At 74.4% G+C, this 23,602-nt stretch carries 21 protein-coding genes; 8 read left to right on the plus strand and 13 right to left on the minus strand.

Features of this window, described 5'->3' with window-relative positions; translation table 11 throughout:
* Nucleotides 1-24 precede the first annotated feature (24 nt).
* Nucleotides 25-1,062, plus strand: a complete 1,038-nt coding sequence (locus ACIPXC_RS04040; RefSeq protein WP_401613280.1) for an NUDIX domain-containing protein — start codon at nt 25-27, stop codon at nt 1,060-1,062.
* Nucleotides 1,063-1,342: 280 nt separating this feature from the next.
* Here ACIPXC_RS04040 and ACIPXC_RS04045 read toward each other — a convergent pair whose 3' ends face one another.
* On the minus strand, nt 1,343-2,707 hold the full coding sequence (locus ACIPXC_RS04045) for a dipeptidase (protein WP_401613282.1): 1,365 nt from the start codon (nt 2,705-2,707) through the stop codon (nt 1,343-1,345).
* Between the two features lie 345 nt (nt 2,708-3,052).
* On the opposite strand from ACIPXC_RS04045, the gene ACIPXC_RS04050 reads away from it, so the two are divergent.
* Entirely contained in the window at nt 3,053-4,252 is a 1,200-nt protein-coding gene (locus ACIPXC_RS04050; protein ID WP_401613527.1) for a geranylgeranyl reductase family protein, read from the plus strand.
* 231 nt (nt 4,253-4,483) lie between these two features.
* Here ACIPXC_RS04050 and ACIPXC_RS04055 read toward each other — a convergent pair whose 3' ends face one another.
* Nucleotides 4,484-4,975, minus strand: a complete 492-nt coding sequence (locus ACIPXC_RS04055) for a nitroreductase/quinone reductase family protein (protein WP_401613284.1) — start codon at nt 4,973-4,975, stop codon at nt 4,484-4,486.
* Nucleotides 4,976-5,107: 132 nt separating this feature from the next.
* Here ACIPXC_RS04055 and ACIPXC_RS04060 point away from each other — a divergent pair, with 132 nt between their 5' ends.
* Entirely contained in the window at nt 5,108-5,806 is a 699-nt protein-coding gene (locus ACIPXC_RS04060) for a TetR/AcrR family transcriptional regulator (protein WP_401613285.1), read from the plus strand.
* A 164-nt stretch (nt 5,807-5,970) separates the two neighbouring features.
* Complete coding sequence (locus ACIPXC_RS04065) at nt 5,971-6,924, plus strand: spherulation-specific family 4 protein (RefSeq protein WP_401613287.1); 954 nt, start codon at nt 5,971-5,973, stop codon at nt 6,922-6,924.
* A gap of 299 nt (nt 6,925-7,223) precedes the next feature.
* Here the strand turns inward: ACIPXC_RS04065 and ACIPXC_RS04070 are convergent, their stop codons facing one another.
* The 3 genes from ACIPXC_RS04070 to ACIPXC_RS04080 all read right to left on the minus strand — a co-directional run bounded on the left by ACIPXC_RS04070 (nt 7,224) and on the right by ACIPXC_RS04080 (nt 9,149).
* Nucleotides 7,224-7,676, minus strand: coding sequence for an MTH938/NDUFAF3 family protein (locus ACIPXC_RS04070; RefSeq protein ID WP_401613288.1), 453 nt, complete (start codon nt 7,674-7,676; stop codon nt 7,224-7,226).
* Nucleotides 7,677-7,746: 70 nt separating this feature from the next.
* The gene (locus ACIPXC_RS04075; protein ID WP_401613290.1) at nt 7,747-8,265 is read right to left on the minus strand and encodes a hypothetical protein; all 519 of its coding nucleotides are present in this window, start codon (nt 8,263-8,265) and stop codon (nt 7,747-7,749) included.
* A gap of 140 nt (nt 8,266-8,405) precedes the next feature.
* Nucleotides 8,406-9,149 carry a maleylpyruvate isomerase family mycothiol-dependent enzyme gene (locus tag ACIPXC_RS04080; protein ID WP_401613292.1) on the minus strand — a complete coding sequence of 248 codons (744 nt, stop codon included), beginning with the start codon at nt 9,147-9,149 and terminating at the stop codon, nt 8,406-8,408.
* 38 nt (nt 9,150-9,187) lie between these two features.
* Between ACIPXC_RS04080 and ACIPXC_RS04085 the strand changes: the two genes are divergently transcribed.
* Both ACIPXC_RS04085 and ACIPXC_RS04090 read left to right on the plus strand, forming a co-directional pair.
* Nucleotides 9,188-9,844, plus strand: coding sequence for an alpha-ketoglutarate-dependent dioxygenase AlkB family protein (locus ACIPXC_RS04085; protein ID WP_401613294.1), 657 nt, complete (start codon nt 9,188-9,190; stop codon nt 9,842-9,844).
* Between the two features lie 43 nt (nt 9,845-9,887).
* Nucleotides 9,888-11,171 carry an ROK family protein gene (locus ACIPXC_RS04090; protein WP_401613295.1) on the plus strand — a complete coding sequence of 428 codons (1,284 nt, stop codon included), beginning with the start codon at nt 9,888-9,890 and terminating at the stop codon, nt 11,169-11,171.
* A gap of 38 nt (nt 11,172-11,209) precedes the next feature.
* Here ACIPXC_RS04090 and ACIPXC_RS04095 read toward each other — a convergent pair whose 3' ends face one another.
* Complete coding sequence (locus ACIPXC_RS04095) at nt 11,210-11,764, minus strand: ATP-binding protein (protein ID WP_401613297.1); 555 nt, start codon at nt 11,762-11,764, stop codon at nt 11,210-11,212.
* Nucleotides 11,765-11,964: 200 nt separating this feature from the next.
* Between ACIPXC_RS04095 and ACIPXC_RS04100 the strand changes: the two genes are divergently transcribed.
* The gene (locus tag ACIPXC_RS04100; protein WP_401613299.1) at nt 11,965-13,128 is read left to right on the plus strand and encodes a PLP-dependent cysteine synthase family protein; all 1,164 of its coding nucleotides are present in this window, start codon (nt 11,965-11,967) and stop codon (nt 13,126-13,128) included.
* Between the two features lie 294 nt (nt 13,129-13,422).
* Here the strand turns inward: ACIPXC_RS04100 and ACIPXC_RS04105 are convergent, their stop codons facing one another.
* Nucleotides 13,423-13,581 (minus strand): hypothetical protein, encoded by a 159-nt coding sequence (locus ACIPXC_RS04105; protein WP_401613301.1) that lies wholly within the window; start codon nt 13,579-13,581, stop codon nt 13,423-13,425.
* Nucleotides 13,582-13,621: 40 nt separating this feature from the next.
* On the minus strand, nt 13,622-14,110 hold the full coding sequence (locus tag ACIPXC_RS04110; RefSeq protein WP_401613303.1) for an SRPBCC family protein: 489 nt from the start codon (nt 14,108-14,110) through the stop codon (nt 13,622-13,624).
* Between the two features lie 207 nt (nt 14,111-14,317).
* On the opposite strand from ACIPXC_RS04110, the gene ACIPXC_RS04115 reads away from it, so the two are divergent.
* Nucleotides 14,318-16,693 (plus strand): hypothetical protein, encoded by a 2,376-nt coding sequence (locus ACIPXC_RS04115; RefSeq protein ID WP_401613305.1) that lies wholly within the window; start codon nt 14,318-14,320, stop codon nt 16,691-16,693.
* Here ACIPXC_RS04115 and ACIPXC_RS04120 read toward each other — a convergent pair.
* The 5 genes from ACIPXC_RS04120 to ACIPXC_RS04140 form a co-directional block, all read right to left on the minus strand.
* Nucleotides 16,644-19,106, minus strand: coding sequence for a right-handed parallel beta-helix repeat-containing protein (locus ACIPXC_RS04120; protein WP_401613307.1), 2,463 nt, complete (start codon nt 19,104-19,106; stop codon nt 16,644-16,646). The genes ACIPXC_RS04115 and ACIPXC_RS04120 overlap by 50 nt on opposite strands.
* Nucleotides 19,107-19,252: 146 nt before the next feature.
* The gene (locus tag ACIPXC_RS04125) at nt 19,253-19,864 is read right to left on the minus strand and encodes a hypothetical protein (RefSeq protein WP_401613309.1); all 612 of its coding nucleotides are present in this window, start codon (nt 19,862-19,864) and stop codon (nt 19,253-19,255) included.
* A gap of 149 nt (nt 19,865-20,013) precedes the next feature.
* On the minus strand, nt 20,014-20,838 hold the full coding sequence (locus tag ACIPXC_RS04130) for an MOSC domain-containing protein (RefSeq protein WP_401613310.1): 825 nt from the start codon (nt 20,836-20,838) through the stop codon (nt 20,014-20,016).
* 52 nt (nt 20,839-20,890) lie between these two features.
* Nucleotides 20,891-21,397: a DUF6643 family protein gene (locus tag ACIPXC_RS04135; RefSeq protein ID WP_401613312.1), complete on the minus strand. Its 507-nt coding sequence runs from the start codon at nt 21,395-21,397 to the stop codon at nt 20,891-20,893.
* 247 nt (nt 21,398-21,644) lie between these two features.
* A complete protein-coding gene (locus ACIPXC_RS04140; RefSeq protein WP_401613314.1) occupies nt 21,645-22,835 on the minus strand; it encodes a glycosyltransferase in 1,191 nt (396 codons plus the stop codon).
* Nucleotides 22,836-23,602: the final 767 nt, after the last annotated feature.

Here is a 23,602-nt window from a genome sequence, read left to right on the forward strand (position 1 = left end):
CGAGCCATGGGGAGAGGGGTAGACGTGATTGTCTGGATCAACGGCACGTTCAGCGCCGGGAAGACCAGCACGGCCCGTGAACTGACCGGAATCCTCCCGGACAGCACCCTGTTCGACCCGGAGCTCATCGGCGACGCGCTGCGGGTGCTGCTGCCGCCCAAACGGCTGGCGGAGGTCACCGACTACCAGGACCTGCCGAGTTGGCGGCGGCTGGTCGTGGACACGGCCGCGGAGATGCTCGCCGAGGTGGGCGGGGTGCTCGTCGTCCCGATGACGCTGCTGCGCCAGGACTACCGTGACGAGATCTTCGGTGGGCTGGCGGCGCGCCGGATCCCGGTGCGCCATGTACTGCTCGCTCCCGCTGAAACGATCCTTCGGGAGCGGATCGCGACCCGCGTCGAGCCCGGCGCACCCGAGGACGTGGACCTGCACGCCCGCCAGTGGGCCCACGACAACATCCCCGTCTACCAGGAGGCCCTCGGCTGGCTCACCGGCGACGCGCACGTCATCGACAACGGGCTCCTGACCGTACGGGAGACCGCCGAGCGGATCGCCGAAGCCGTCCGCTCCGGGACCGCCCGGGTCTGCGACATCGTGCAGACCCCGGAGCCCACGCGGGAGACGGTGGCAGCCGGGGTCCTGCTCTTCGACGAGCAGGACCGGGTGCTGCTGGTGGATCCGACGTACAAGGCCGGCTGGGAGTTCCCGGGAGGCGTCGTCGAGACGGGCGAGGCCCCGGCCCGCGCCGCCGTACGGGAGGTGGCGGAGGAACTGGGCCTCGTACTGGACCGGACCCCCGGACTCCTCGTGATCGACTGGGAACGCCCGCAGCACCCCGGCTACGGAGGACTGCGCCTGCTCTTCGACGGCGGCAACCTCTCGGACGAGGCGGCCGCCCGCCTCCGGCTGCCGGGCCCCGAGCTGCGGGCCTGGCGCTTCGTGACGGAGTCCGAGGCCGCCGAGCTGCTGCCGCAGCACCGGTACGAACGGCTGCGCTGGGCGCTGCGCGCCCGGGAGCGAGCCCGCCCCCTCTACCTGGAGGCGGGCGTCCCCACCGGCTGAGGCGGCGCGCTCCCTTGCCTACGGGCTCGGTTCGCCGCCGGGGCGCCTTGTGCCGGCTCGTGACGGCGTACGTGCTCGAAAGCCCCTCGTGCCTCGCGGTTTCCTCCGCGCGCTCGCCCTCACTCCCCGGCGCGCCCCTTCGGCTCGCTCGCCCGCGCGGTCAGGCCGGCGTCTACGTACGGACGGCCCGCCGCCCCGCGCACGGGACTTCACCGTGAGCGCAGTACGCCCAGGGCGTACTGCGCCCTGGGCGTACACGGAGCGGTGGCCGGCGGCCCGGTCAGGCGCGCTTGGACTCCGCGTAGTTGACGAGGAAGAGGGCCTCGGCCACCGACAGGCGCTCCAGCTCCTGCGGCGACACGCTCTCGTTGACCGCGTGGATCTGCGCCTCCGGCTCGCTCAGCCCGATGAGCAGCATCTCCGCCTGCGGATACAGCGACGTCAGCGTGTTGCACAGCGGGATCGACCCGCCCATGCCGCTGATCTGCATCTCCTGGCCGGGGTACGCGGTCTCCAGGGCCGCGCGCATCGACGCGTACGCCGGGCTGTCGGTGTCCGCGCGGAACGGCTGGCCCTGGCCGACCAGCTCCAGTTCGAGGCGCGCCTTCCACGGCGTGTGCGCCTCCAGGTGGGCCTGGAGCAGCTTGACGGCCGCGGCGATGTCCACGCCCGGCGGCACGCGCAGGCTGACCAGCGCGCCGGCGCTCGCGTGCACCGACGGGGTCGCGCCGACCACCGGCGGGCAGTCGATGCCGAGCACGGTGACGGCCGGGCGGGCCCACAGCCGGTCGGCGATGGTGCCGTCGCCGATCAGCTCGACGCCGTCCAGGACCTTCGCGTCGGCACGGAAGTCCGCCTCCGGGTACTGCAGGCCCTCCCACACCGCGTCCGCGGCGAGCCCGTCCACGGTCGTCGAACCGTCGGCGGCGCGCAGCGAGTCCAGTACGCGGATCAGCGCGGCCAGCGCGTCGGGCGCGGCCCCGCCGAACACGCCGGAGTGCAGGTTCCCGCCCAGCGTGTCGATCTTCACCTTGAGCAGGCACATGCCGCGGAGGGTGGCCGTCACGGTCGGCAGGCCGAGGCGGAAGTTGCCCGCGTCGCCGATGACGATGGTGTCGGCGGCCAGCAGCTCCGGGTGCGCCTCCGCGTACTGCTGGAGACCGCCCGTGCCCTGCTCCTCGGAGCCCTCGACGATGACCTTCACGCTCACCGGCACACCACCGTTGGCCTTCAGGGCGCGCAGCGCCAGCAGGTGCATGATGAACCCGCCCTTGCAGTCCGCCGCACCGCGCCCGTACCAGCGGCCGTCGCGCTCGGTCAGTTCGAAGGCGGGGGAGACCCAGGCGTCGTCGTCCAGCGGCGGCTGCACGTCGTAGTGCGCGTAGAGCAGCACGGTCGGCGCGCCCTCGGGGCCGGGCAGGAAGCCGTACACCGACTGGGTGCCGTCGGGGGTGTCGAGCAGCGCCACGTCCTGGAATCCCTCGACGCGCAGGGCGTCGGCCACCCAGTTCGCCGCGGCCTCGCTCTCGCTCTTGGGGAACTGCGCCCAGTCCGCCACCGACTGGAAGGCCACCAGCTCCGTCAGCTCCTGCTTGGCGCGGGGCATCAGCGAGGCGATGGTCTCGGCGATCGGATTCTGGGACATGGGCACGCTCCTTTTGGGTGCGACGTTGTATCCGTGTACGCCGCTCGCGCATGCGCGGGGTGGGCGTATGCCGGGTACGGCGAGAGACAGCCCGATCTTCGCACAGCGGAGCGGGGCGGTGTCTCGCCGTAGGATTTCCCCGGCATCGGAGCAACGGGTGATCAGGAGCGGCAACACATCGTGAGCAGCAGCGACGACGACGTACGCGATGCAGGTGCGGATGCAGGTGCGGCAGGCGGGGACGTCACGGCGGAAGCGGGCGTGGACGCGGGCGTGGGCACGGGCACGGGCGAGGTCCCGGCCGAGCAGGGGGCGGGCGACGAGGTGGCCGGTGGGTCGGGCGAAGTGTGGGACGTGGTCGTCGTCGGGGCCGGACCGGCCGGGTCCTCGGCCGCGTACGCGGCGGCCACGGCGGGACGGCGCGTCCTGCTGCTGGAGAAGGCCGAACTGCCCCGGTACAAGACCTGTGGCGGCGGGATCATCGGCCCCTCGCGCGACGCCCTCCCGCCGGGCTTCGTCCTGCCGCTGAAGGACCGCATCCACGCGGTCACCTTCTCCATGAACGGCAAGCTGACCCGGACCCGGCGTTCGAAGCACATGCTGTTCGGGCTCATCAACCGGCCCGAGTTCGACGCCGGCCTCGTCGCGGAGGCGGAGAAGGCCGGCGCCACCGTCCGTACGGGCACCGCCGTGACCCGCGTGGAGCAGCACGGGGCGGCCGTGCCCGACCGGCGCACCGTCGCCGTGGTGCTGGCCGACGGTGAGACCGTCCTGGCGCGCGCGGTGGTCGGCGCGGACGGCAGCGCGAGCCGGATCGGCGCGCACGTGGGCGTCGAGATGGACCAGGTGGACCTCGGCCTGGAGGCGGAGATCCCCGTCCCCGCGACGGTGGCGGAGGACTGGAAGGGACGGGTGCTGATCGACTGGGGCCCGCTGCCCGGCAGTTACGGCTGGGTCTTCCCCAAGGGCGACACCCTCACGGTCGGGGTGATCTCGGCCAAGGGCGAGGGGGCCGCGACCAAGCGGTACCTGGACGACTTCATCGCCCGGCTCGGACTCGCCGGTTTCGAACCGTCCGTCTCCTCCGGGCACCTGACCCGCTGCCGCAAGCCCGACTCGCCGCTCTCGCGCGGCCGGGTCCTGGTCGCCGGAGACGCGGCCGGACTGCTGGAGCCGTGGACCCGCGAGGGCATCTCCTTCGCCCTGCGCTCGGGGCGGCTCGCGGGGGAGTGGGCGGTGAAGATCGCCGAAGCGCAGGACGCGGTGGACGCGCGCCGTCAGGCCCTCAACTACGCCTTCGCGGTCAAGGCCGGGCTGGGTGTGGAGATGGGGGTCGGCAAGCGGATGCTGACCGTCTTCGAGGCCCGGCCGGGGCTGCTGCACGCGGCGATCACCGGGTTCCGCCCGGCGTGGCGGGCCTTCGCCCGCATCACGCGGGGCGCGACGACCCTGGCCGACATGGTGCGTACGTACCCGCTCGCGCGCAAGGCGCTGCACGTGCTGGACGCGCGGCAGGCGGCGGCGCGCGGCGGCGACCGGGAGTAGCGGGAGAAGGCGTGTGCGGGCCCCGGCCGACGGCCGGGGCCCCGTCCGTGCTTCCAGCACCGGGTCGGCCGGCCGGTCGGCGGGCTGGTCGGTCGGTCGCGAGGGCCCGGGCCGCGGTGCGGGAGGCGAGCGAAGGCGTGGCGGGATTCCGCCGGGCGGTGGTGTACTTCCCGCGGGCCCCGGCGCATTCCCGGGGGTGGTGGGGGCATTCGTCGGGCTCCCGGGGGGGTGTCAGCTCGATGCCGGGACGATCCGGAAGACCGGGTGGTCGTCGGCGATCGCCCGGATCTCCGTGTCCGAGGCCTTGGTGTCGACGCCGCGGAAGAACTGGTTGACCTCCCAGCCCCACTTCTCCAGGTAGGTGCGCAGGATCGCGGTCTTCTCGACCGGGTCGGTGATCTCGACGACGGTGAACGCGCGCACCTTCCGTCCCACGCGCAACTCGCCGCCGCCCGCGACCCGCATGTTGCGCACCCACTGGGAGTGGCCTCGGGCCGACACGAGGTGCTCCGCGCCCTCGTACGTGTGGGGATTGACCGGGATGCGCTGCATCCGGCCAGAGGTGCGGCCGCGCACCGAGAGCTCGGCGCTGCCGGCCAGGCTGATGCCGTGGCGGGCGAGCTTGCCGAGGAACGCGTTGAACCGGGTGACGAGAGGGCCGGCCTGGACGTAGTACGGGGTGGGCGCGTTCACGAGGACCTCCGGGCCATCTGGGTGCTCCATTTCGAGAGCACTGCTCTCGCTTGACTCCCAGTGTGCATCGGATCGGCGCACCAAAGCAAGAGCAGTGCTCTCTGAATGGAGCAGTAATCCGTTTCCTGGGCGGTGCTCTGCCCGCGTGGCACACTGGCCTGCATGAACACCGTGCGAGGGGCCAGGGAACGGGCCCGCATCGAGGTCACCGCCGCCATCAAGGACGAGGCGCGCCGCCGGCTCGCGGCCGAGGGCGCCGCCAAACTGTCCCTGCGCGCCGTCGCCCGCGAGCTGGGCATGGTCTCCTCGGCCCTCTACCGCTACTTCCCGAGCCGCGACGACCTGCTGACCGCGCTCATCATCGACGCGTACGACAGCCTCGGCGCCGCCGCCGAGGAGGCCGATGCCCGTGCCCTCGCCGCCGGAGCCCCGCCCCGCGACCGCTGGATCGCCGCCTGCGAGTCCGTCCGTACCTGGGCGCTGGAGCACCCCCACGAATACGCCCTCGTCTACGGCTCCCCCGTACCCGGCTACAGCGCCCCCGCCGACACCGTCGGGCCCGCCTCCCGGGTCGGCAACGTCCTCATCGGCATCGTGCGCGCCGCCTACGAGGGGCGCGGCCTCGCCCTGCCGCCGCTGCCGCCCGCCCTGGGCCCCGAGGCGGACCGGATGACCGCCGATTTCGCGGAGGGCCTTCCCCCGGCGGTCGTTGCCGCCCTCGTCGCCGCGTGGGCGCAGCTGGCCGGCCTGGTCTCCTTCGAGCTGTTCGGCCAGTTCAAGGGTGTCGTCGAGGAACGGTCCGCGTTCTTCGCTCACGCCGCCGGACAGTTGGCACACGGGGTCGGGCTGCCCGCCGTATGACAGGAGGGCGGGGGAGGGGGCCGTCCCGCCGGCAATTCACGTGATGGGGCGATGGCTCGCTCTCCTGTTCCTCATGGCAATACAGGAGGTTCAGCCTTGAACGACGGGCCGTCCGTCTAGTGTTCCTCGGGTCCCCCGCCCCGCCGTAGCCGGAGGAAACGTTCATGCCTCGTGCCGAGAAGGCCTTGTACGCCGTCCTGGCCACCGCCCTACTGGCCGCGCCGGCGCCCTCCGTCGCCACGCCGCCGCACGAGGCGTCCGCCGCGTCCGCTCCCGCCGCCCCGTCGCCGCCCCCGCCCCCCACGCCGCGGATGCCGGGCGTGCGGGGCCTGGAGATCGGCGTCCCCGCCTACGTGATGGCGGACGACCGCATGCTGACCGACCTCACCGCCACCGGACCCGCCCCCTCCGTGGTCGTACTGAACCCGGGCAACGGCGACGCCCCCTTCAGCGCCCCCTGGCGCTCCCGCGCCGACGCGCTCCGCGCCCGCACCACCTCGACCGGCGAGCGGACCAAGGTGCTCGGCTACGTCCACACCGACCACGGCAACCGCGACATGGCCGCCGTCAAGGCCTCCGTCGACAACTACCTCAAGACCCCGGACGGCCGCCTGCACGTCGACGGCGTCTTCTTCGACGTCGTCAGCCGCGACTGCGGCCCCGCCAACGCCACCCGAGACCACTACGCGGAGCTGCGCCGCTACGTCCAGGACACCATGAACGCCGCGGATCCCACCGTCCCCGACCTCGTCGTCAACAACCCCGGGACCGCCATAGCCGACTGCTACCTGGAGCCCGGCCGCCGCACCGCGGACGTCTTCGTCACCTACGAGGACACCTACGCCGCGTACACCGGGGCCGGCTGGCCCGGCGGCAACGTCTTCGACCACGACTCCGGCTACCGGCCCGGTACCGAACTCGACCCGAGCGGAACGGCCTTCTGGCACCTGGTCCACGACGTCCCCGACGCCGAGGCGATGCGCGCCACCCTCCGCACCTCCTTCGACCGGGGCGCGGGCTACGCGTACGCCACGGACACGGTCATGCCCAACCCCTGGAACACGGGCCCCACGTGGAAGTACACCTCCCAGACCGCCTACGCGGCCACCCTCGGCTAGAGTCCGCGCCCCGTTCCTCCCCGCGGACCCTCCGTCGCGAACACCCGCCGCCTCGCCCCAGGTTCGGGCCTGCGCCTCTCGCGGTCGCCGTCACCGGTCGCGTACGCCTGAGGCCCGGCGACTGCGGACAGCACGGCCGGGACCAGGGCTCCCCCTGCGTGCGCGACGACGCCGTCCGGTGCACGCCGACCACCTTCTTCCCTGGGGTCAAGCGTCCTCCGGCGGGCGTGCCCGGGCCACTTGGTCACCTGTCCGGTCCTGCGCCCAGTACGTCCAGCCGGTGTCGCCCCTCCTGCGGGTCAGCATGTCGAGTGGAACACGCCGCCCACGGGCCGGCCCGCGGCCGCGAGGGTGTTGTGGAGCGCGGCGGCCGCCCGGGTCTCCTTCACGTGCACCTCCGCGCCCGCCTGCCGGAGCAGTTCCCGGGACGGCGGTGCGATCGTGAGGCACTCGTCCATGCCGAGGCTGAGGACGGCGACCGTCGCTCTGCGCTGCAGCAGTTCGCGGACGTCCCCCGGCCGGACCCCGGTGGAATGCCGGGTGCCGTGCACGGCCCGGTCCCACGGGTGGCCGCCGCCCGGGTACAGGACGAGGTCCTTGCCGGGAGCCGGCCCTTCGGCCTCCATCAGGCCCCGTTCCATCCGGCTGATCCTCGGGGACCGCCCGGCGTCCGGCGGTCGGGCACCCGCGGACGGACCGGAGGCCGAGGCGGGGGCGGTGTCGCTGGCACGGTCGGTGCCGGTATCGGTCATGCGGACCAGCATCCCAGCGGAGATGATCACGTGCGCGGGCTTCTCGCGGAGTGGGACCGCGCGAGCCCGGTCAGCGGTAGTCGTCCGGGTGGCCCTGCATCCACGTGTTGATCTTGTCGCGGGTGCTGATGAGCAGGGTCTGGTGCTTCTTCAGGTTCTCGAAGCTGCGGTCCCCGGCGAGCTCCGCGTCGAGCTTCGCGATGAGCGCGATCGGCTCGGGGAAGTGCCCCGGTCCCTTCGGGTCCGCCTTCATCGCCGCGTCCAGGCCGTGGAGTTCGTCGTGGACCCGCCCGAGGAAGTAGGCGCATTCGGCCGGTGTGCACGCATCGTTCAGTGTCGCCTGAAGTCCGGCGAAGGCGTCCCGGACCTTCTCCGGCGCGGCGCCGGGCAGGGCGTCCGGGCCACCGGAGGCGGCAGGCGGGGCCGGCACCGGATCCGACGGGCCCGGCACGGCGGACGCCGACGCGGCCACCGATGCCGGCTCCGCCGGCGCCGATGCCGACGCGGCCGGATCCGCGTCGCAGGAGACCGCGAACCCCGCCAGGACCACCGCGGCCACCGCCGTGCCGCGCACCGTGGAACCGAACACCCGCCACCTCCGAGATCGTTGAGGAGGTGACCATAACCGCTCGTCCCCGCAGGCCATCGAGCGGGGAGGGCGGGGAGGGCGGTGGGAGCAGTGGCGGCGGTGCGGGCGGCCGGCCCGGCCCCCGCCCCACGGCCCAGGGCTCAGATCCCGGCCGTGTCCGCCCACAGCGCGGCCAGCGACTGGTCGCCCGTCACCCCCGGACCCGCCAGAGGCAGCCGGTTCCACAGCGCCGCGTACAGCCAGGCCGCCTCGCCGGACACCTCGCAGTCGACCGGATCGCCCATGTCGCCGAGCACCGTCCGCGCCGGCGCCGGCGACAGGTGTACGGTCCACACCGCGCCCGTGTCGGCGGCTCGGATCCGCATCGTCCGCGGCTCCGGGGTCCGCACCCGGCTCCGCGGCCGCGCGTGGAAGCCCGTGAGCAGTTCGTCTACCCCGTCCTCCGCGAAGTCGGGTGCCACCGGTGAGGGGACGACGCCCAGCGCGGACTCGGCGTCCATCCGGTGCACGGTGGTCTCATGGGCCTGGCGGCGCGCCCAGAACGCCGTCGGCGACGGCGGGGCGGTCGGCAGGAAGGTCCAGCACTGTACGTCCGCCGGAGCCTCGGTCAGTGTGCGCACCAGGTCCGCGTGGCCCTCCCGGAACCATGCCAGGAGCTCGCCGCCGACCAGTTCCGGTGCCTCCGGAAAGCCCGTCGGCTCCAGCCGCCCCTCCGCGACGTAGGCGGCGGCCCAGCGGTGCACCGAGCCGGTGTGCCGCAACAGGTCGGTGACGTGCCAGCCCGGACAGGACGGGACGAAGGCATCCGTACCGGCCCGCTCGGCCGCGTCGGCGAGCAGTTCGCCCTCCCGGGCGAGGGTCTTCACGTAATCGGTGATCTCCATACCGGGAGTCTTGCAGCCCCGGCACCGACAATGGAGGGGTGGACGGCGAACTCTTCCCGCGGGAGCGGACCGTGATCGCCCCCGGCGCGGTGCACGTACCCGACTGGCTGGGGACGGACCGGCAGGGAGAGTTGCTGGCGGCCTGCCGCGAGTGGGCCCGGCCGCCCGCCGGCCTGCGCACCGTACGCACCCCGGGCGGCGGAGTGATGACCGCCCGGCAGGTGTGCCTGGGGCTGCACTGGTACCCGTACGGATACGCCCGCACCGCCGTGGACGGGGACGGGGCACCGGTCAAGCCGATGCCGGACTGGCTCGCCGGGCTCGGGCGGGAGGCGGTGGCCGCCGCGTACGGGACGCCTCCCGGTCCCGCCGCGGCCGCCTACGACATCGCGCTGATCAACTTCTACGACGGGGACTCCCGCATGGGCATGCACCGTGACGCGGAGGAGAAGTCCCCCGCGCCCGTGGTCTCGCTCAGTCTCGGCGACAGCTGCCTCTTCCGCTTCGGCAACACCGTCTCCCGCGGGCGCCCGTACCGCGACGTCGAGCTGCGCAGCGGGGACCTCTTCGTCTTCGGCGGCCCGAGCCGGTCGGCCTACCACGGGGTGCCGAAGGTCCTGTCGGGCACGGGTCCGCGGGTGCTCGGGCTGACCGGGCGGCTCAACATCACACTCCGGGTCAGCGGGCTGGACTGAGGGGCGGCGTCCGGCACCGTCCGATCATGCGAGGATCGATGCCATGAACGGCAACGGGGCCCCGCCGCGGGTGGGGGATGCGACCACGCCATCGGTGTCGAGCGCGGGCACGCGGACCAGGCTGGAACGGGGTCGCGGCGCGCTCGGACCGGCGCTGGAGCTCGTCCACACCGGCCGTGCCCCGACCCGCGCCGTCCTGACGGCCGAGCTCGGGGTCACCCGCGCCACCGCCGGGGCCGTCGCGGCCGAGCTGGAGGCGCTCGGGCTGATCCGGGTCGACTCCCGCCCCGGCGGCTCGGGCGGCGCCGGGGGCACGGGCGGCGGCCAGGGCCGTCCCTCGCACCGCCTCTCCGTGGCCGAGGACGGTCCGGTGGCGCTCGCCGCCCAGGTGCACTCGGACGGTTTCCGGGCCGCGCTGGTGGGCCTCGGCGGCCGGATCGTCGCCACGGTCCCCGGCAAGGTCACCGTCTCCGCCGACCCGGCCCAGGTGCTCGGCGCGGTCGTCCGGGCGGGCGCGGAACTGCTCGCGGACAGCGGCCGCCGCTGCGTCGGCGCCGGGCTCGCGGTCCCGTCGGCGGTCGCCGAGCCGGACGGCACGGCGCTGAACCCGCTGCACCTGGCCTGGCCGGCCGGATCGCCCGTACGGGAGATCTTCGCGGAGTGCGTGAAGGACGCCGGGATCGACGGCCCCGCCCTGACCGGCAACGACGTCAACCTCGCGGCGCTCGCCGAGCACCGGCACGGCGCGGGCCGCAGCGCGCAGCACCTGCTGTGCGTGGCCACCGGGCACCGCGGGGTCGGCGGCGCCCTGGTGCTGGACGGCCGCCTGCACAGCGGCAGTTCGGGCCTGGCGCTGGAGGTCGGCCACCTCACCGTGAACCCCGAGGGGCGCGCCTGCCACTGCGGCGGCCGCGGCTGCCTGGACGTGGAGGCGGACCCGCTGGCCTTCCTCACCGCGGCGGGCCGCAGCCCCGGCCCGGAGGTGTCACTGCTCCAGCAGGCCCGCGACCTGCTGCGCGAGGAACCCGAGGAGCCTGCGGTACGGGCGGCCACGCGGGAGCTGATCGACCGGCTCGGCCTGGGCCTCGCGGGCCTGGTGAACATCCTGAACCCGGACCGGATCATCCTGGGCGGGCTGCACCGCGAGCTGCTGTACGCGGACCCGGAGCGGCTGCGGGCGGTCGTCGCGGACCGCAGCCTGTGGGGGCGCAGCGGCGGGGTGCCCATCCTGCCGTGCACCCTCGACCACAACAGCCTGGTCGGGGCGGCGGAACTGGCCTGGCAGCCGGTCCTCGACGACCCGCTGGGTTCCCTCGCCGTGCTGTGACCGCAGAGGTCCACCGGCTCGCGCCGCCCGGCCGGCGGTCACCCGGGGCGGACGGCCACCGGCGAGGGGGCCGGCACCGGCAGCGCCGCGGGGACGGTGTCCGGCTCGACGGCCACGACCACGGTGCGCGCGGGTTCCCGTACGGGCCTGGCCGCGATCGAGACGGGGTGCGTCGGTGCCACCGGGGCGGGCGCCGCCGTCAGGGAGAACCAGACGGCCTTGCCCGGTCCGTCGGCCCGTTCGCGTACCCCCCAGGCCTCGCTGAGCGCCTCCACCAGGGCGAGCCCGCGTCCGCTGGTCTCCAGCGGCCCGGCCTGCGTCGCGCGCAGGACCGGGAGCCGCGGATCGCTGTCGATGACCGAGACCGTCAGCCGCCCGAGCCGGAGCTCGATCTCGACGACGCAGGTCTTGTCCGGCTGCGCGTGGCGGTGGACGTTGCTGAGCAGCTCCGTCACGCCGAGCGCAGCCCGGTCTATGAGCGGATCGAGCTGCCAGTGGCGCAGTTGGGCCGAGAGGATTCTGCGGATTTGGCCGATCCGCGACGGCAAGGCCTGCAGTTCGACGACGCAGTGCCTGCGGGAATGACTGATCACGGCTGCGACTCCCCGACATGAGTGTTACGGGTGCTGCACCCTCGGTAATGCTCCACCAGGGTCACCCACGGTGCCGCGTAGTGCAACCGAACGCGATCGAAAGCGATCCGCATAGATATCCAAAGTGACTGTTTGTGCAGGTGAGAGAGGTACATTGCGAAAGGTAGGGAGCGAAGAAGACCCATGAAGGAGCGCGGCGCATGAGTACCACCGGCACTACGGGCACCACCGGCACGGGAGCCACCACCGGTACGACGGCCACGACCGTCGATGTCGACCGCAGCGACGCGGACTACCGTGCCTGGCTGAAAGAGGCGGTGCGCAAGGTCCAGGCCGACGCCAACCGCTCGGCGGACACGCACCTGCTGAAGTTCCCGCTCCCCGAGGCGTGGGGCATCGACCTCTACCTCAAGGACGAGTCCACGCACCCCACGGGCTCCCTCAAGCACCGCCTCGCGCGCTCGCTGTTCCTCTACGCCCTCTGCAACGGCTGGGTCCGGCCGGGCCGCCCCGTCATCGAGGCCTCGTCCGGCTCGACCGCCGTCTCCGAGGCGTACTTCGCCAAGCTGATCGGTGTCCCGTTCATCGCCGTCATGCCGCGCACGACCAGCCCGGAGAAGTGCCGCCTCATCGAATTCCACGGCGGCGCATGCCATTTCGTGGACGACCCGATGAAGATGTACGAGGAGTCGGCGGAGCTCGCGGCCCGCACCGGCGGGCACTACATGGACCAGTTCACGTACGCGGAACGGGCCACGGACTGGCGCGGGAACAACAACATCGCCGAGTCGATGTACCAGCAGCTCAAGCTGGAACGTTTCCCCGAGCCCGCCTGGATCGTGGCGACCGCCGGCACCGGCGGCACGTCGGCGACCATCGCGCGCTACGTGCACTACATGCAGCACGACACCCGCGTCTGCGTCCCGGACCCGGAGAACTCCTGCTTCTTCGAGGGCTGGACCCGCAACGACCCGGACGCGAGCAGCGACTGCGGCTCGCGGATCGAGGGCATCGGCCGTCCCCGGATGGAGCCGAGCTTCGTACCCGGCGCCATCGACCGGATGATGAAGGTCCCCGACGCGGCGAGCGTCGCCGCCTGCCGCGCGCTGGAGACGGCCATAGGGCGCAAGGCGGGCGGCTCGACCGGCACCGGCCTGTGGAGCGCCCTGAAGATCGTCTCGGAGATGGTGGCGGAGGGCCGCACCGGCAGCGTCGTCACCCTGCTGTGCGACCCGGGCGACCGCTACCTGGACAAGTACTACTCCGACGAGTGGCTGGCGGCGCAGGGGCTCGACATCGCCCCGTACGCGAAGACCCTCGACACGCTCCTGACGACCGGCGTCTGGCGCGAACCCACCGCCTGACCAGGCCTGAAGGGTGTTGCGGAAGCCTCGGTTCGGGGCCTTCCCGCCGTATGGGCGGGGTGCTGCGGGAGCGGGGCGGGGACGGCCCGGCGGCGGGCGTGCGTGGTGTCCGCCGCCCGCGGTCCACTACCGGAGACACGACCTGGTTCGGTTTCCCCGGAGTCGCCCGGCCGCAGGGGATGGAAGCGAACTGCTGCTGGTGCCGCTGCCCGGCCACTCGGCCGGACACACGGGCGTAGCGGTGCGCGACCACGACGGCCGGTGGCTGCTGCGCGCGGGCGGCGCGTACATGTATCACGGCGAGATCGCCCGCACCCCGGCCCTCGGCCATCCCTCCTCGAACCGGTCCAGCAGGGCGCGCAGACCGACGCCGCGGCACGCACCGGGACCCGCGACCGGCTGCGCGACCTCGTCCGCGACCACGCCGACGAGGTCACCGTCCTCAGCGCGCACGACCCCGGGGAGTACGCCCGCCTGGCGCGCCCCACCCCGGTCAACGCCCCGACGCGCGGGGGGCGGTGAGGCGGGCGTCCAGGGTGCGGACCGCCGTGCGGAAGGAGTGGCCCAGGCCCGGCCGGGCGGCGGTCAGGGCCAGACGAAACGCGGCCGGACCGTCCGCGGCGAACGTCCAGCGCACGTGCGTGCCGGAACCGGCCGGAGTCAGCCTCCACTCCTCCAACAGGGCCCGGACACCGGGGGCGTTGGTCGTGTCGACCCGGTACGCGTAACGTCGTTCGGGATCCGCGGCCATGATCGTCTCCTGCATGCGCACCCCGCCCAGCAGCCTGATCTCGCGGCCCGCCCCGCCGTACGTGGGGCGGGCCAGCGTCACCGCCCTGAACCAGCCCGGCCAGCCCTCCACTTCCTCGGCGAGCGCCTGGTAGACCGCCTCGGGCGGCGCCGCGGCCCCCGCGGTGAACACCAGCCGGACCGGCGCCACGTCAATGAAGTCCAGCCCCACCGGGCGGAGTCGGCGGACCATGGCGATACCTCCTGAGGGTGATCCGGGCGGACGTGCGCCGTCACCATAGCCGTGTGCCCCCGAGATGTCCGCTGCCACCGCCCCGCGATTTCCCCACCGGACGCGGCCCGCCCCGGATCGGCGGGTTCCCCCGTACGGGGCCTGGGCAGCGCCCCCGCCGCGCGGGATGCTGAAGACGAGCCGTTTCCCCCGCGAGCGGAGGCCTGCGTGCCCGACCGCCCCCAGACCGACCCGCCCCTCGCCCTCGAACTCCTCGTCCACGGCGTCGCCGGCGCCTCCCCGGCCGAACTGCTCGGCGACCCGCGCACCGTCCGCGTCACCGGGGACTCCACCGCGGCCGTGTTCCGCCGCACCGCCGACGCCGACGCCGAAGCCCACCCCGAGCGGTACGCGGGGCTGCCCGTCCCCGAGGCCTACTGCTGGTCCCGGCTCACCTCCGGCAACGGGGCCCGCGCCCTGTGGCTGCTGCTCCTGCCCTTCATGGTGGCCAACCTCGCCCACTGGGCCCGGCCGGCCGCCCCCACCGGACTCGCCGCCGCCCCCGCGCCGCGCGCGGTGCGCACCTACGGGGTCCTCGTACGCATCCTCGCGCTCAGCCTGACCGTCCTGCTGATCGCGGCCGCCTGCGAGGTCGCGCTCGATCTCGTCGCCTGGCAGTGCGCGGGCTCCGCGACCTGCACCGCCCCCGGCTCCCCGCTCGGCTTCCTCGCGCCCGACGGCGGCGGCTGGTGGTCCCAGCCCGGGCGCCGCCTCGCCCTCGGCGCGCTGGTCCCCGCCGCGCTGACCGGGCTGCTCTGGTTCCTGTCGAACCGCACCTGGAGCGCCTACGAATCCCAGCCGCCGCCCGCAGGCGCCGCCGACCCGGACACCGCCTCCGACACCGCGCCCGCCCTCGGCCGCCCCGGATTCTGGTACGGGCGCCGCATCGTGGCCCGGCTGCGGGCCGCGCACACCGCGGCCGGGCTGCTCACCGTCGCGGTGGCCGTCTCCGCGCCCACCGCCGCCCACGACCGCCGGACCGCGGCGACCGCCCCGGGCCTCGAAGCGGTCGGCTGGATCACCCAGACCCTCCTCGCCGCCGGGGCCGTCACGGTGGCCTGGGTCGTCTGCAGGCGCGGCCGCACCGAGGACCGCCCCGACCACCGCCTCGACCGGGCCGTGGTCAGCCTGCTGCCCGGCGCCGCCCTCGTCCTGCTCGCCGCCGTCCTGGTACACGCCTGCTTGGCGCGCCCGGGCTGGACCTCCGCCGGACGCCTCCCCGGGGACTTCGCCTTCGGGGTGATCATGCTCGGCCAGGGCCTCTGCGTGCTCGCCCTCGCCGCCGTCGCCCGGTACCTCCACCGCCGCGCCCCCGATCCGGGGGCAGCCCTGCGCGGCCTCGGCGGCCCCGCCGTCGCCATGCTCGGCTGCGCCCTCGGCGGCGTGATGTCCGGCGGGGTCGCCCAGCGCGTCGCCGACTGGATGGACGGAGGAGCCACCCCCGGGACGGCGGGCGCACCGCTGGCCGGGCCACCCGTCCTGCTGTCCTGGCAGGCCTCCGTGCTGCCTCCGCTGCTCCTCGTACTGGCACTGCTCGCCGCCTGGTTCGCGGCGCGCGGGGCCCGGACCCGGCGCCGCCTCGCCGCGACCGTCGCGGCGGAGTACCCGGGGGAGACTCCGGACATGGCGCGCAGCCGCCGCATCGCCGGGGCGCGTACGGCCGCCGCGCTCACCGACTCGGCGCCCTGGTTCGTCGCGGCCGTCTCCGGGATCACCCTGGTGCTCGGCGCCGGCGCCCTGGCCGGAGCCTGGTGCACCGGACAGGTCCCCGGCGAGGCCGCCCGCGCGGCCCCGCCGCTGCTGGAGGCCGCCGCCCGCGCCGCCCAGGACGCCGGATCCTGGCTCATCGGCCTCGGTATCGCCCTCTTCGCCGCCTGGGGCCGCCGCGCCTACCGGGACCCGGCAGCCCGGCGGACCATAGGGATCCTGTGGGACGTCGGCACCTTCTGGCCCCGTGCGGCCCATCCCTTCGCACCGCCCTGCTACGCCGAGCGTGCGGTCCCCGACCTGACCTGGCGGATGACCGGCTGGACCGGCCGTACCGGCGGCCGGCTGGTGATCTCCGGCCACTCGCAGGGCAGCGTGCTCGCCGCGGCGGCCGTCTGGCAACTGCCTCCGCCCGTTCGCCGCCGCGTCGCGCTGCTCACCTACGGATCCCCGCTCGCCCGCCTCTACGGCCGCTGGTTCCCCGCCTACTTCGGCCCCGGACCCCTCACCGCCCTGCACCGCGACATCGACTGCTGGCGCAACCTCTGGCGGGCCACCGACCCCATCGGCGGTCCCGCGCTCCCCGGCCCCCGGTCGCCGGAGGTGGACCGGGGCCCGCTCGCCGACCCGCTCGCCTACGGGCGCAGCGCCCACCATCCGCTGCCCGCGCCGATCCTCGGCCACGCCGACTACCAGGCGGACCCCGCCTTCGCCGCCGAACGAGCCGCCCTGCTCGCCCGGCTGGAACGGGCCGCCCGGGCCGAGGTGCCGGCTCAGCGCCCCGGTGTCAGCAAGGGGTGGGCAGCGTCGGCAGATCCGCCGGGAACAGCAGGGTGAGGTCGTCCGTGCTCGGCTCGGACAGCTGGGCCACCCGCCCCGCGTGCCGCTCGACCATCGACTCGAAGGTCTGGCGCGCGGTGCGGCCGTTGCCGAAGGCCGGTCCCTTGGGCAGCTCCGTGAAGTACCCCAGCAGGGCCTCGGTCGTGCCCTCCCCGAGGCGGTACTCGTGCTCCTCCGCCTGCTGCTCCACGATCCGCAGCAGTTCCCCCGGGCCGTAGTCGCCGAAGGCGATGGTCCGGGAGAACCGCGAGGCCACACCCGGATTGACGGTCAGGAAGCGTTCCATCTCCACCGTGTACCCGGCGACGATCACCACCACCGCGTCCCGGTGGTCCTCCATCAGCTTCACCAGGGTGTCGATCGCCTCGCGCCCGAAGTCCCGGCCCGAGTCCTCCGGGGCCAGCGCGTACGCCTCGTCGATGAACAGCACCCCGCCTCGCGCCCGCTCGAAGGCCTCCTGCGTGCGGATCGCCGTGGAGCCGATGTGCTCGCCCACCAGGTCCACGCGCGACACCTCCACCAGGTGCCCGCGCTCCAGCACCCCGAGGGAGGCGAGGATCTCCCCGTACAGCCGCGCGACCGTGGTCTTCCCGGTGCCGGGGGAGCCGGTGAAGACCAGGTGCCGGCGCACCGAGGCGGCCTTGAAGCCCGCCTGCTGCCGCCGTCGGCCCACCTCGATCATGTCGGTGAGCGCACGCACCTCGCGTTTGACGCTGTCCAGACCGACGAGCGCGTCGAGCTGCCCCAGCACGACGCCGGACGTCCGTCCGGCCACCGCCGCCGACGGCTCCTGCGCTCCGGGATCCGCGGGCCGCGGTACGGACACCCGGCCCGCCGGGACCGGCTGTGCCTCGGGGCCCCGCGCCGCACCGACCGTACGGACCCCGGACTGCGTGCCGGTGAGGCCGCCGCCCGGGGCCGACTGGGCCGCCGACCGCAGGCCGGACCCGTCGCCGGTGCACTCCTCGGCGACGGGTCCGTCCTCGGCGAACTCGTAGCCACCGCGGGAGCAGCGCTCGGTGTGGCAGCGCGTCAGCGTGGTGCGGCAGCCGTCGAGGACGTGGAACCCGAAACCGGAACTGTCCGTCACCCGGCAGGCCGTGAAGGTGCCGCGGCCGCCCGCCGACACGTAGAAACCGGCCTCGGTGGGGGAGGTGACCGTGCACCGCTCCAGGGCCGGGTCGGCGCCCTTGGTGACGATCACACCGGTCTGCACCGCGTCGATGGTGCAGTCGGCGAGGACGCCGCCGCTGCCGTGGTCCCGGAACCAGGCCCCCGTGGCCGCCTCGCGGATGCGGCAGTCGTCGAGCCGGGCCGTGGCCCCGTCGCTCACCGAGACCGCGGTGTTGCGGACCTGGGACAGGTCGCTGTCGGTGACCTCGACGCTCGATCCCCGGTCCAGTACGAAGAGCGCGTCCGGCACGTCGTGCACCCGGCAGGAGGCCAGGGAGGCGCCCGCCCCGTCGCTGACCCACACCGCCGGATAGTCGCCGGTGCTGTCGTGGATCTCGCAGGACTCGGCTTCCACCCGGGTACCCGGATCCCACACGGACAGGCCGTTGCGCCCGAACCGGCGCACCGTGGTCCGGCCGAGGGTGAGGACCGAACGCGACCGGAGGTCGACCGCGTTCTCCGGGATGTCGTGGATGTCGCACCCGGCCAGGGTGAGCACGGCGTCGGTGTCGAGCGTGACCCCGTCCGCCGAGGTGCGGTGCACCGCGCAGTCGGTGAGGCGGGCGGTGGCGCGCGCGGCGATCTGCACGCCGGTGCCCCGGACCTCGTACACCTCGCAGCCCAGGGCTTCCAGGCCCGAGCCCTCACCGGTCACCGCGATGCCCGCACCCGTGGAGTGGTGGATGCGGCAGCGCTCCAGCCGGGGCCGGCCGCCGCCGCGGACCGAGAACCCGGTCTGTCCCGAGGCGACGACCTCGCACTCCTCGAACACCCCGCCGCCACCGTCCAGTACGGCGATCCCGACGCCGGCCGGATTCTCCACGGTGCAGCGGCGCACCAGGGGCCGGGCCCCGGCCCCGCGCACCTCGATGCCGGCCGCCGAGTGGGTGCTCACACGCAGGTCGGTGAGCTCGGGGGAGCCGTCCTCCACCAGCAGCGCCGGTGCCGCCCGGTCCTGACCCTCCAGGTACAGGTCCTGCACCACGGCGGAGGCGCGCAGCGTCAGCGCGACGCCGTCGAGGGGCGCGATCCGCACCGAACCCGAACCGTCCTCGGGCCCGCGCAGGGTGACGGCGTGATGCAGCACCAGGTTCTCCCGGTAGGTGCCCGGGGCGATGGACAGCACGTCGCCGTCGCCCGCGGCGGCGAGCGCGGCGGTCAGTGTCGGATATTCACCGGAGCGGCGCCGCCACCGCGAAGAGCCGCCGTGCGTCACCTGGACCGTGCCCTGAACCATGGTGCTGTCGTGCCCCCACCCTCGTGCTCATGCTGCCGATGCGGCCGGAGCCGCCGATGTCCGAGACCGCTCGGGCAACTGCTGCCACTGGAGCGACCTGTCCGGCCGCTCCACCGTAGCGCGCGCGGAGCGGAAGGGCCGCCAGGTCAGCCACCGGCACCCGCCCGGCCCCAGTCCGGCCCGGCGGCCGCCCACGCCCGGTCCAGCCGTATGTACCGACGATGCATGAGCCGACGTACGACCAGGCGGCGCACCGTCACGGCCAGGAGGGCCACCCCGGCCGCGGCCGCCAGGCCGGCCGTCCCCGCGTGGAAGGAGGCGGCGGACGGGTCGAGCGGCCGTCCCACCAGCCGGCCCCGCGCGTCGGTCCATATGCGGAACCGGTCGCCGGGGCGCGGCGGTTCCTCCGCGGCCGGCACCGTGCCCTCGTGGCTGCTGCCGTCGGGCGCGGTCCACGAGGCGACGATCTGCGTACGCCGCGGGGCCGTCCGCTGCGCCGAGGAGTCCTCGGAGGGCTCCGCGTCCGGGGCCCGGGCGGGCCCGACCACCACGGCCGGCACGAGGTGACGCTCCTGCCGCTGCTCGTGGACCGCCTGCTGGAGCGTGCCGTCCACCCGCAGGCCGGCGACCCAGCCGACCGCCGGAGCCACCAGCACGACGCACACCAGCGCGGCGAAGGCCACCCACGCCTCGAAGAGATCGGTCGGCCGGCGCAGCGGATTGCGCCGCCAACGCCACACCCCCATGGCTGTCCGCACGGTCCGGCTCCCCCTCCTTGCGCCCGTCTGCGTCTGTCTCCCGTTCCGACTGCCACAACGGCCTGGTCACGCCGGTTGGTTCCAGCTCGGGGGCGGAGCCCCTCGAAGGTGTCATTCCTGTGGTCCGGCCGCCACCCGGAAGCGTCCCGTCAGGCGAGGACGCGGACCTCGTCGCCGACGTGCAGGGTGCCCGGCCGGAGCGGTACCAGCAGCCGCCCGAAGGCCAGTGACGTGCCGATCCGCCGGTGCCGGGCCAGGGTCTTCAGCGGCTCCTTGCCCCGCTCGGCCGTCCGCTGGTCGGTGGTGGTGATCACGCACCGGCCGCATTCGCGCACCCCGCGCAAGAGGGAGTTGCCGATCGCGACGCGCCGCCAGCCGTCCTCCGCCCAGGCCTCGGCGCCCGCCACCACCACGTTGGGACGGAAGCGGTCCATGGGCAGCGGGCCCTCCTCGGGGTGGTCCCCGCGCGCGATCAGCGAGTTGAGGGCGTCGAGCGAGGCGAGCGTGGTCAGCAGCAGCGGATAGCCGTCGGCCAGGCTCACCGTCTCGCCCGGCAGTGCGTAGTCCGGATCCACCGGACGCCGTACGGCCGGGTCGTCCAGGTGTACCAGCCGGACCGGAGCTCCGAGGAACGCGCTGAACCAGTCGGCCGCGGCCCGCGCCGCGACCACGGTCTCGACCTTCTTCCCGAACAGGGTCACCGGCTCCAGCGGACCCGGCTCGGGCACCTCCACGACCAGCTCCGCCATGCCGGGAGCGGTCACCGCGATCCGGTCGCCGCCCAGCGGGCGCGCCGAGGCCAAGGCCAGCCGGGCATGGCGGCGTTGGGTGAGAACCGTGCCTTCCGGGTCGATCAGGGCCCAGCGGCGGTCCCCGGACAGACCCCAGGGCTCCACGGCCACCGCATCGGGAGCGGTCCCCGCTACCGACTTGACGGGGTGGACGTGGAGCGCCTGAACGTGCAACTTCGACATGGGGGCATAGTGCCAGCCCGCCGCGCCGTCCCGGCGCGCGCGAGGGGCCCCGTCAGTAGCCGCGTCCCTGGTAGGAGCGGCCGTAGGGGTCCTCGTACGAGGCGCCCGCCACGGGAGCCGGGACCTGCATGGGGCGCGGCGCGGCCGGACGCATGGCCTCGTATCCGGTGGCCATGGCCGCCGGGCGGGGCTGCTGCGGCTGGGGCTGCGGCACGTACCCGGCGCGGGCCGCGACCGGCTGCTGCTGCGGAATGTAGGGGGCGGGCGCGTTCTGCAGCGGCATCGGCTGCGGAGCGGCCTGCTGCTGGTACGGATACCCGTATGCCGGAGCCTGCTGCTGAGGGGCGGCAGGCGGCAGTGCAGGCAGGGCCGACGGAAGGGCCGGCAGGTACCCGCCGCTCGAATAACCCGCGCTCGGGGACTCGTAGGCGGCCGGGACGCGGATCGGGGCGATCTGCGGAGTGCCCCGTTCTGCGACGAGGGAGTCGTAGATGGGGGTGTCCGGGAAGGAGGGCGCGGAGTAGTAACCGCCGCCATAAGTGGAGCGGGGGGAGGTCATGAGACATAAGTTAAGCCCACGAATTCACCGGGTCCATAGCGAGGTGTCGTCAACACCGCGCTGACCTGCATATTCGCAGGTCAGAGCCCCACCTTTCACTTGGCGTTCACGTGCACGATTTAGTCACTTCCATCCCGCCTTGCTCCAACTCGTACCCACCGGTTGTGTGTTGCACCGACTTCTTGTTGACGCAGCGTCACAACGCGATGACCTCGGATGACGCGGGTCCCGGCGGCGGCCCGTCGGCTCAGACGTCGCTCGGCCGGGCATAGGTGCGACCCTTCCAGGCCGCGCCGCGCCCGCGGTAGTGCTGGACGGCCGAGTCCATGGTCATCAGGAGGTACAGCAGCGCGGTGAACGGAAGCAGCGGCGCGAGTGCGGGGGACCGGCGGTAGTAGCGCAGCATCGGCAGGTAGGTGCCGGCCATGAGCAGCCAGGCGAGGCCGCCGGCCCAGGCGACGGCGGGGTGTCCGGCGGTGAGGCCCGCCAGGAGGGCGGCCGGGGGCACCAGGTAGACGAGCGTCAGCCCGGCGACCGTCCCGGCCAGCAGCAGGGGCCGGTGGCGCAGTTGCGCGTAGGCGCTGCGCGAGACCATCCGCCACAGGTCCGCGAGGGCCGGATAGGGGCGGATGCTGTCCACCCGCTCCGCGAGCCCCAGCCAGATGCGGCCGCCGGAGTCCTGGACCGCGCGCGCCAGGGAGACGTCGTCGATCACGGCCTGCCGGATCCGGTCGGGGACCCCGGCGCGGACGGCGGCGCTGGTGCGCAGCAGTACGCAGCCGCCCGCGGCCGCGGCGGTGCGGGCGCCGGGCCGGTTGATCCACCGGAAGGGGTAGAGCTGGGCGAAGAAGTACACGAAGGCCGGTACGACGAGCCGTTCCCAGTGGCCGGCGACGCGCAGGCGGGCCATCTGCGAGACGAGGTCGAGGTCGGCGGAGGTCGCGGCCGAGACCAGTTCGCGCAGGCTGTCGGGTTCGTGCGCGATGTCGGCGTCGGTGAGCAGGAGGAAGTCGGGCTCGGTGGGGCGCGCGGTGCGGGCGAGCGAGATGCCGTGGCGCAGCGCCCAGAGCTTGCCGGTCCAGCCGGGGGCGGGGTCGCCGGGCGACACGACGGTCACCGGGAGCCCGGGCTGTTCGGCGGCGATCCGGAGCGCGAGGCGGCCGGTGCCGTCCGTGCTGCCGTCGTCGACGAGGATGACCTCGGCCTCGCCGGGATAGTCCTGCGCGATGAGCGAGGGCAGGCTCAGGGGCAGCACCCCGGCCTCGTCCCGGGCGGGGACGACGATGGCGACGGACGGCCAGCGGGCGGGCGCGGTGCGCGGGGGGAGCCGGACGTCGGTACGCCAGAACATGCCCTGGGCGAGGGTGAGCCAGAGCCATGCGGCGAGGGAGGCACAGGACGCGGCGACGGCGAGGGTGGCGACGGTGGGGAGGCCCATGGCGGCAGTGTGCCGCGCCGCCGCCGCGCTGTCGTGCACCCGTGCACCCCGGTGCGGCGCCCCGTTCGGCGAGGCGGCCGTCCGCGGGAGGCCGCGGCCGGCCCCGGCCGGCCGGGTCCGGCGACCCGGGCCCGCCGGCCTGGGGGCTGCGTGGTCCTCGGGATGCGGGCTGCCGCGGGTGGGCACGGCTTGTGCGGGCGCACGGCCTGCGCGGCGCGAGGCCCGCGGGGTGCGGGGCCCTCGGGGTGCGGGCCGGACTGCGGGCGGGTACCGCGGCACGCCGGGCCGGAGGTGGGCGTGGGCGGGCCCGGATCCTGTGCGGTGCGCGGTGCGCGGTGCGTGGTGCCGGGTGTCTGGTGCGCGATGCGTGGTGCGGCGGGCCGGAGATCGGCGTGGGCGGGCCAGGATCCTGTGGCTGCGTGGCTGCGTGGCTGCGTGGCTGCGTGGCTGCGCGGTGCGTAGTGCGTGGTGCGTGGTGCGTCGGGTCGGAGGTGGGTCTGGGCAGGTCCGGATCCTGGGCCCCGTGCGGTACGTGGTACGGCGGGCCGGAGGTGGGCGTGGGCGGGCCCGGATCCTGAACCTGCGTGGTGCCGGGTGTCTGGTGCGTGGTGCGTCGGGTCGGAGGTGGGTTTGGGCAGGTCCGGATCCTGGGCCCTGTGCGGTACGTGGTGCGGCGGGCCGGAGGTGGGCGTGGGCGGGCCCGGATCCTGAACCTGCGTGGTGCCGGGTGTCTGGTGCGTGGTGCGTCGGGTCGGAGGTGGGTTTGG

The organism is Streptomyces sp. NPDC090021 (assembly GCF_044748225.1).
In the GTDB taxonomy this organism is placed as follows: Bacteria; Actinomycetota; Actinomycetes; order Streptomycetales; family Streptomycetaceae; genus Streptomyces.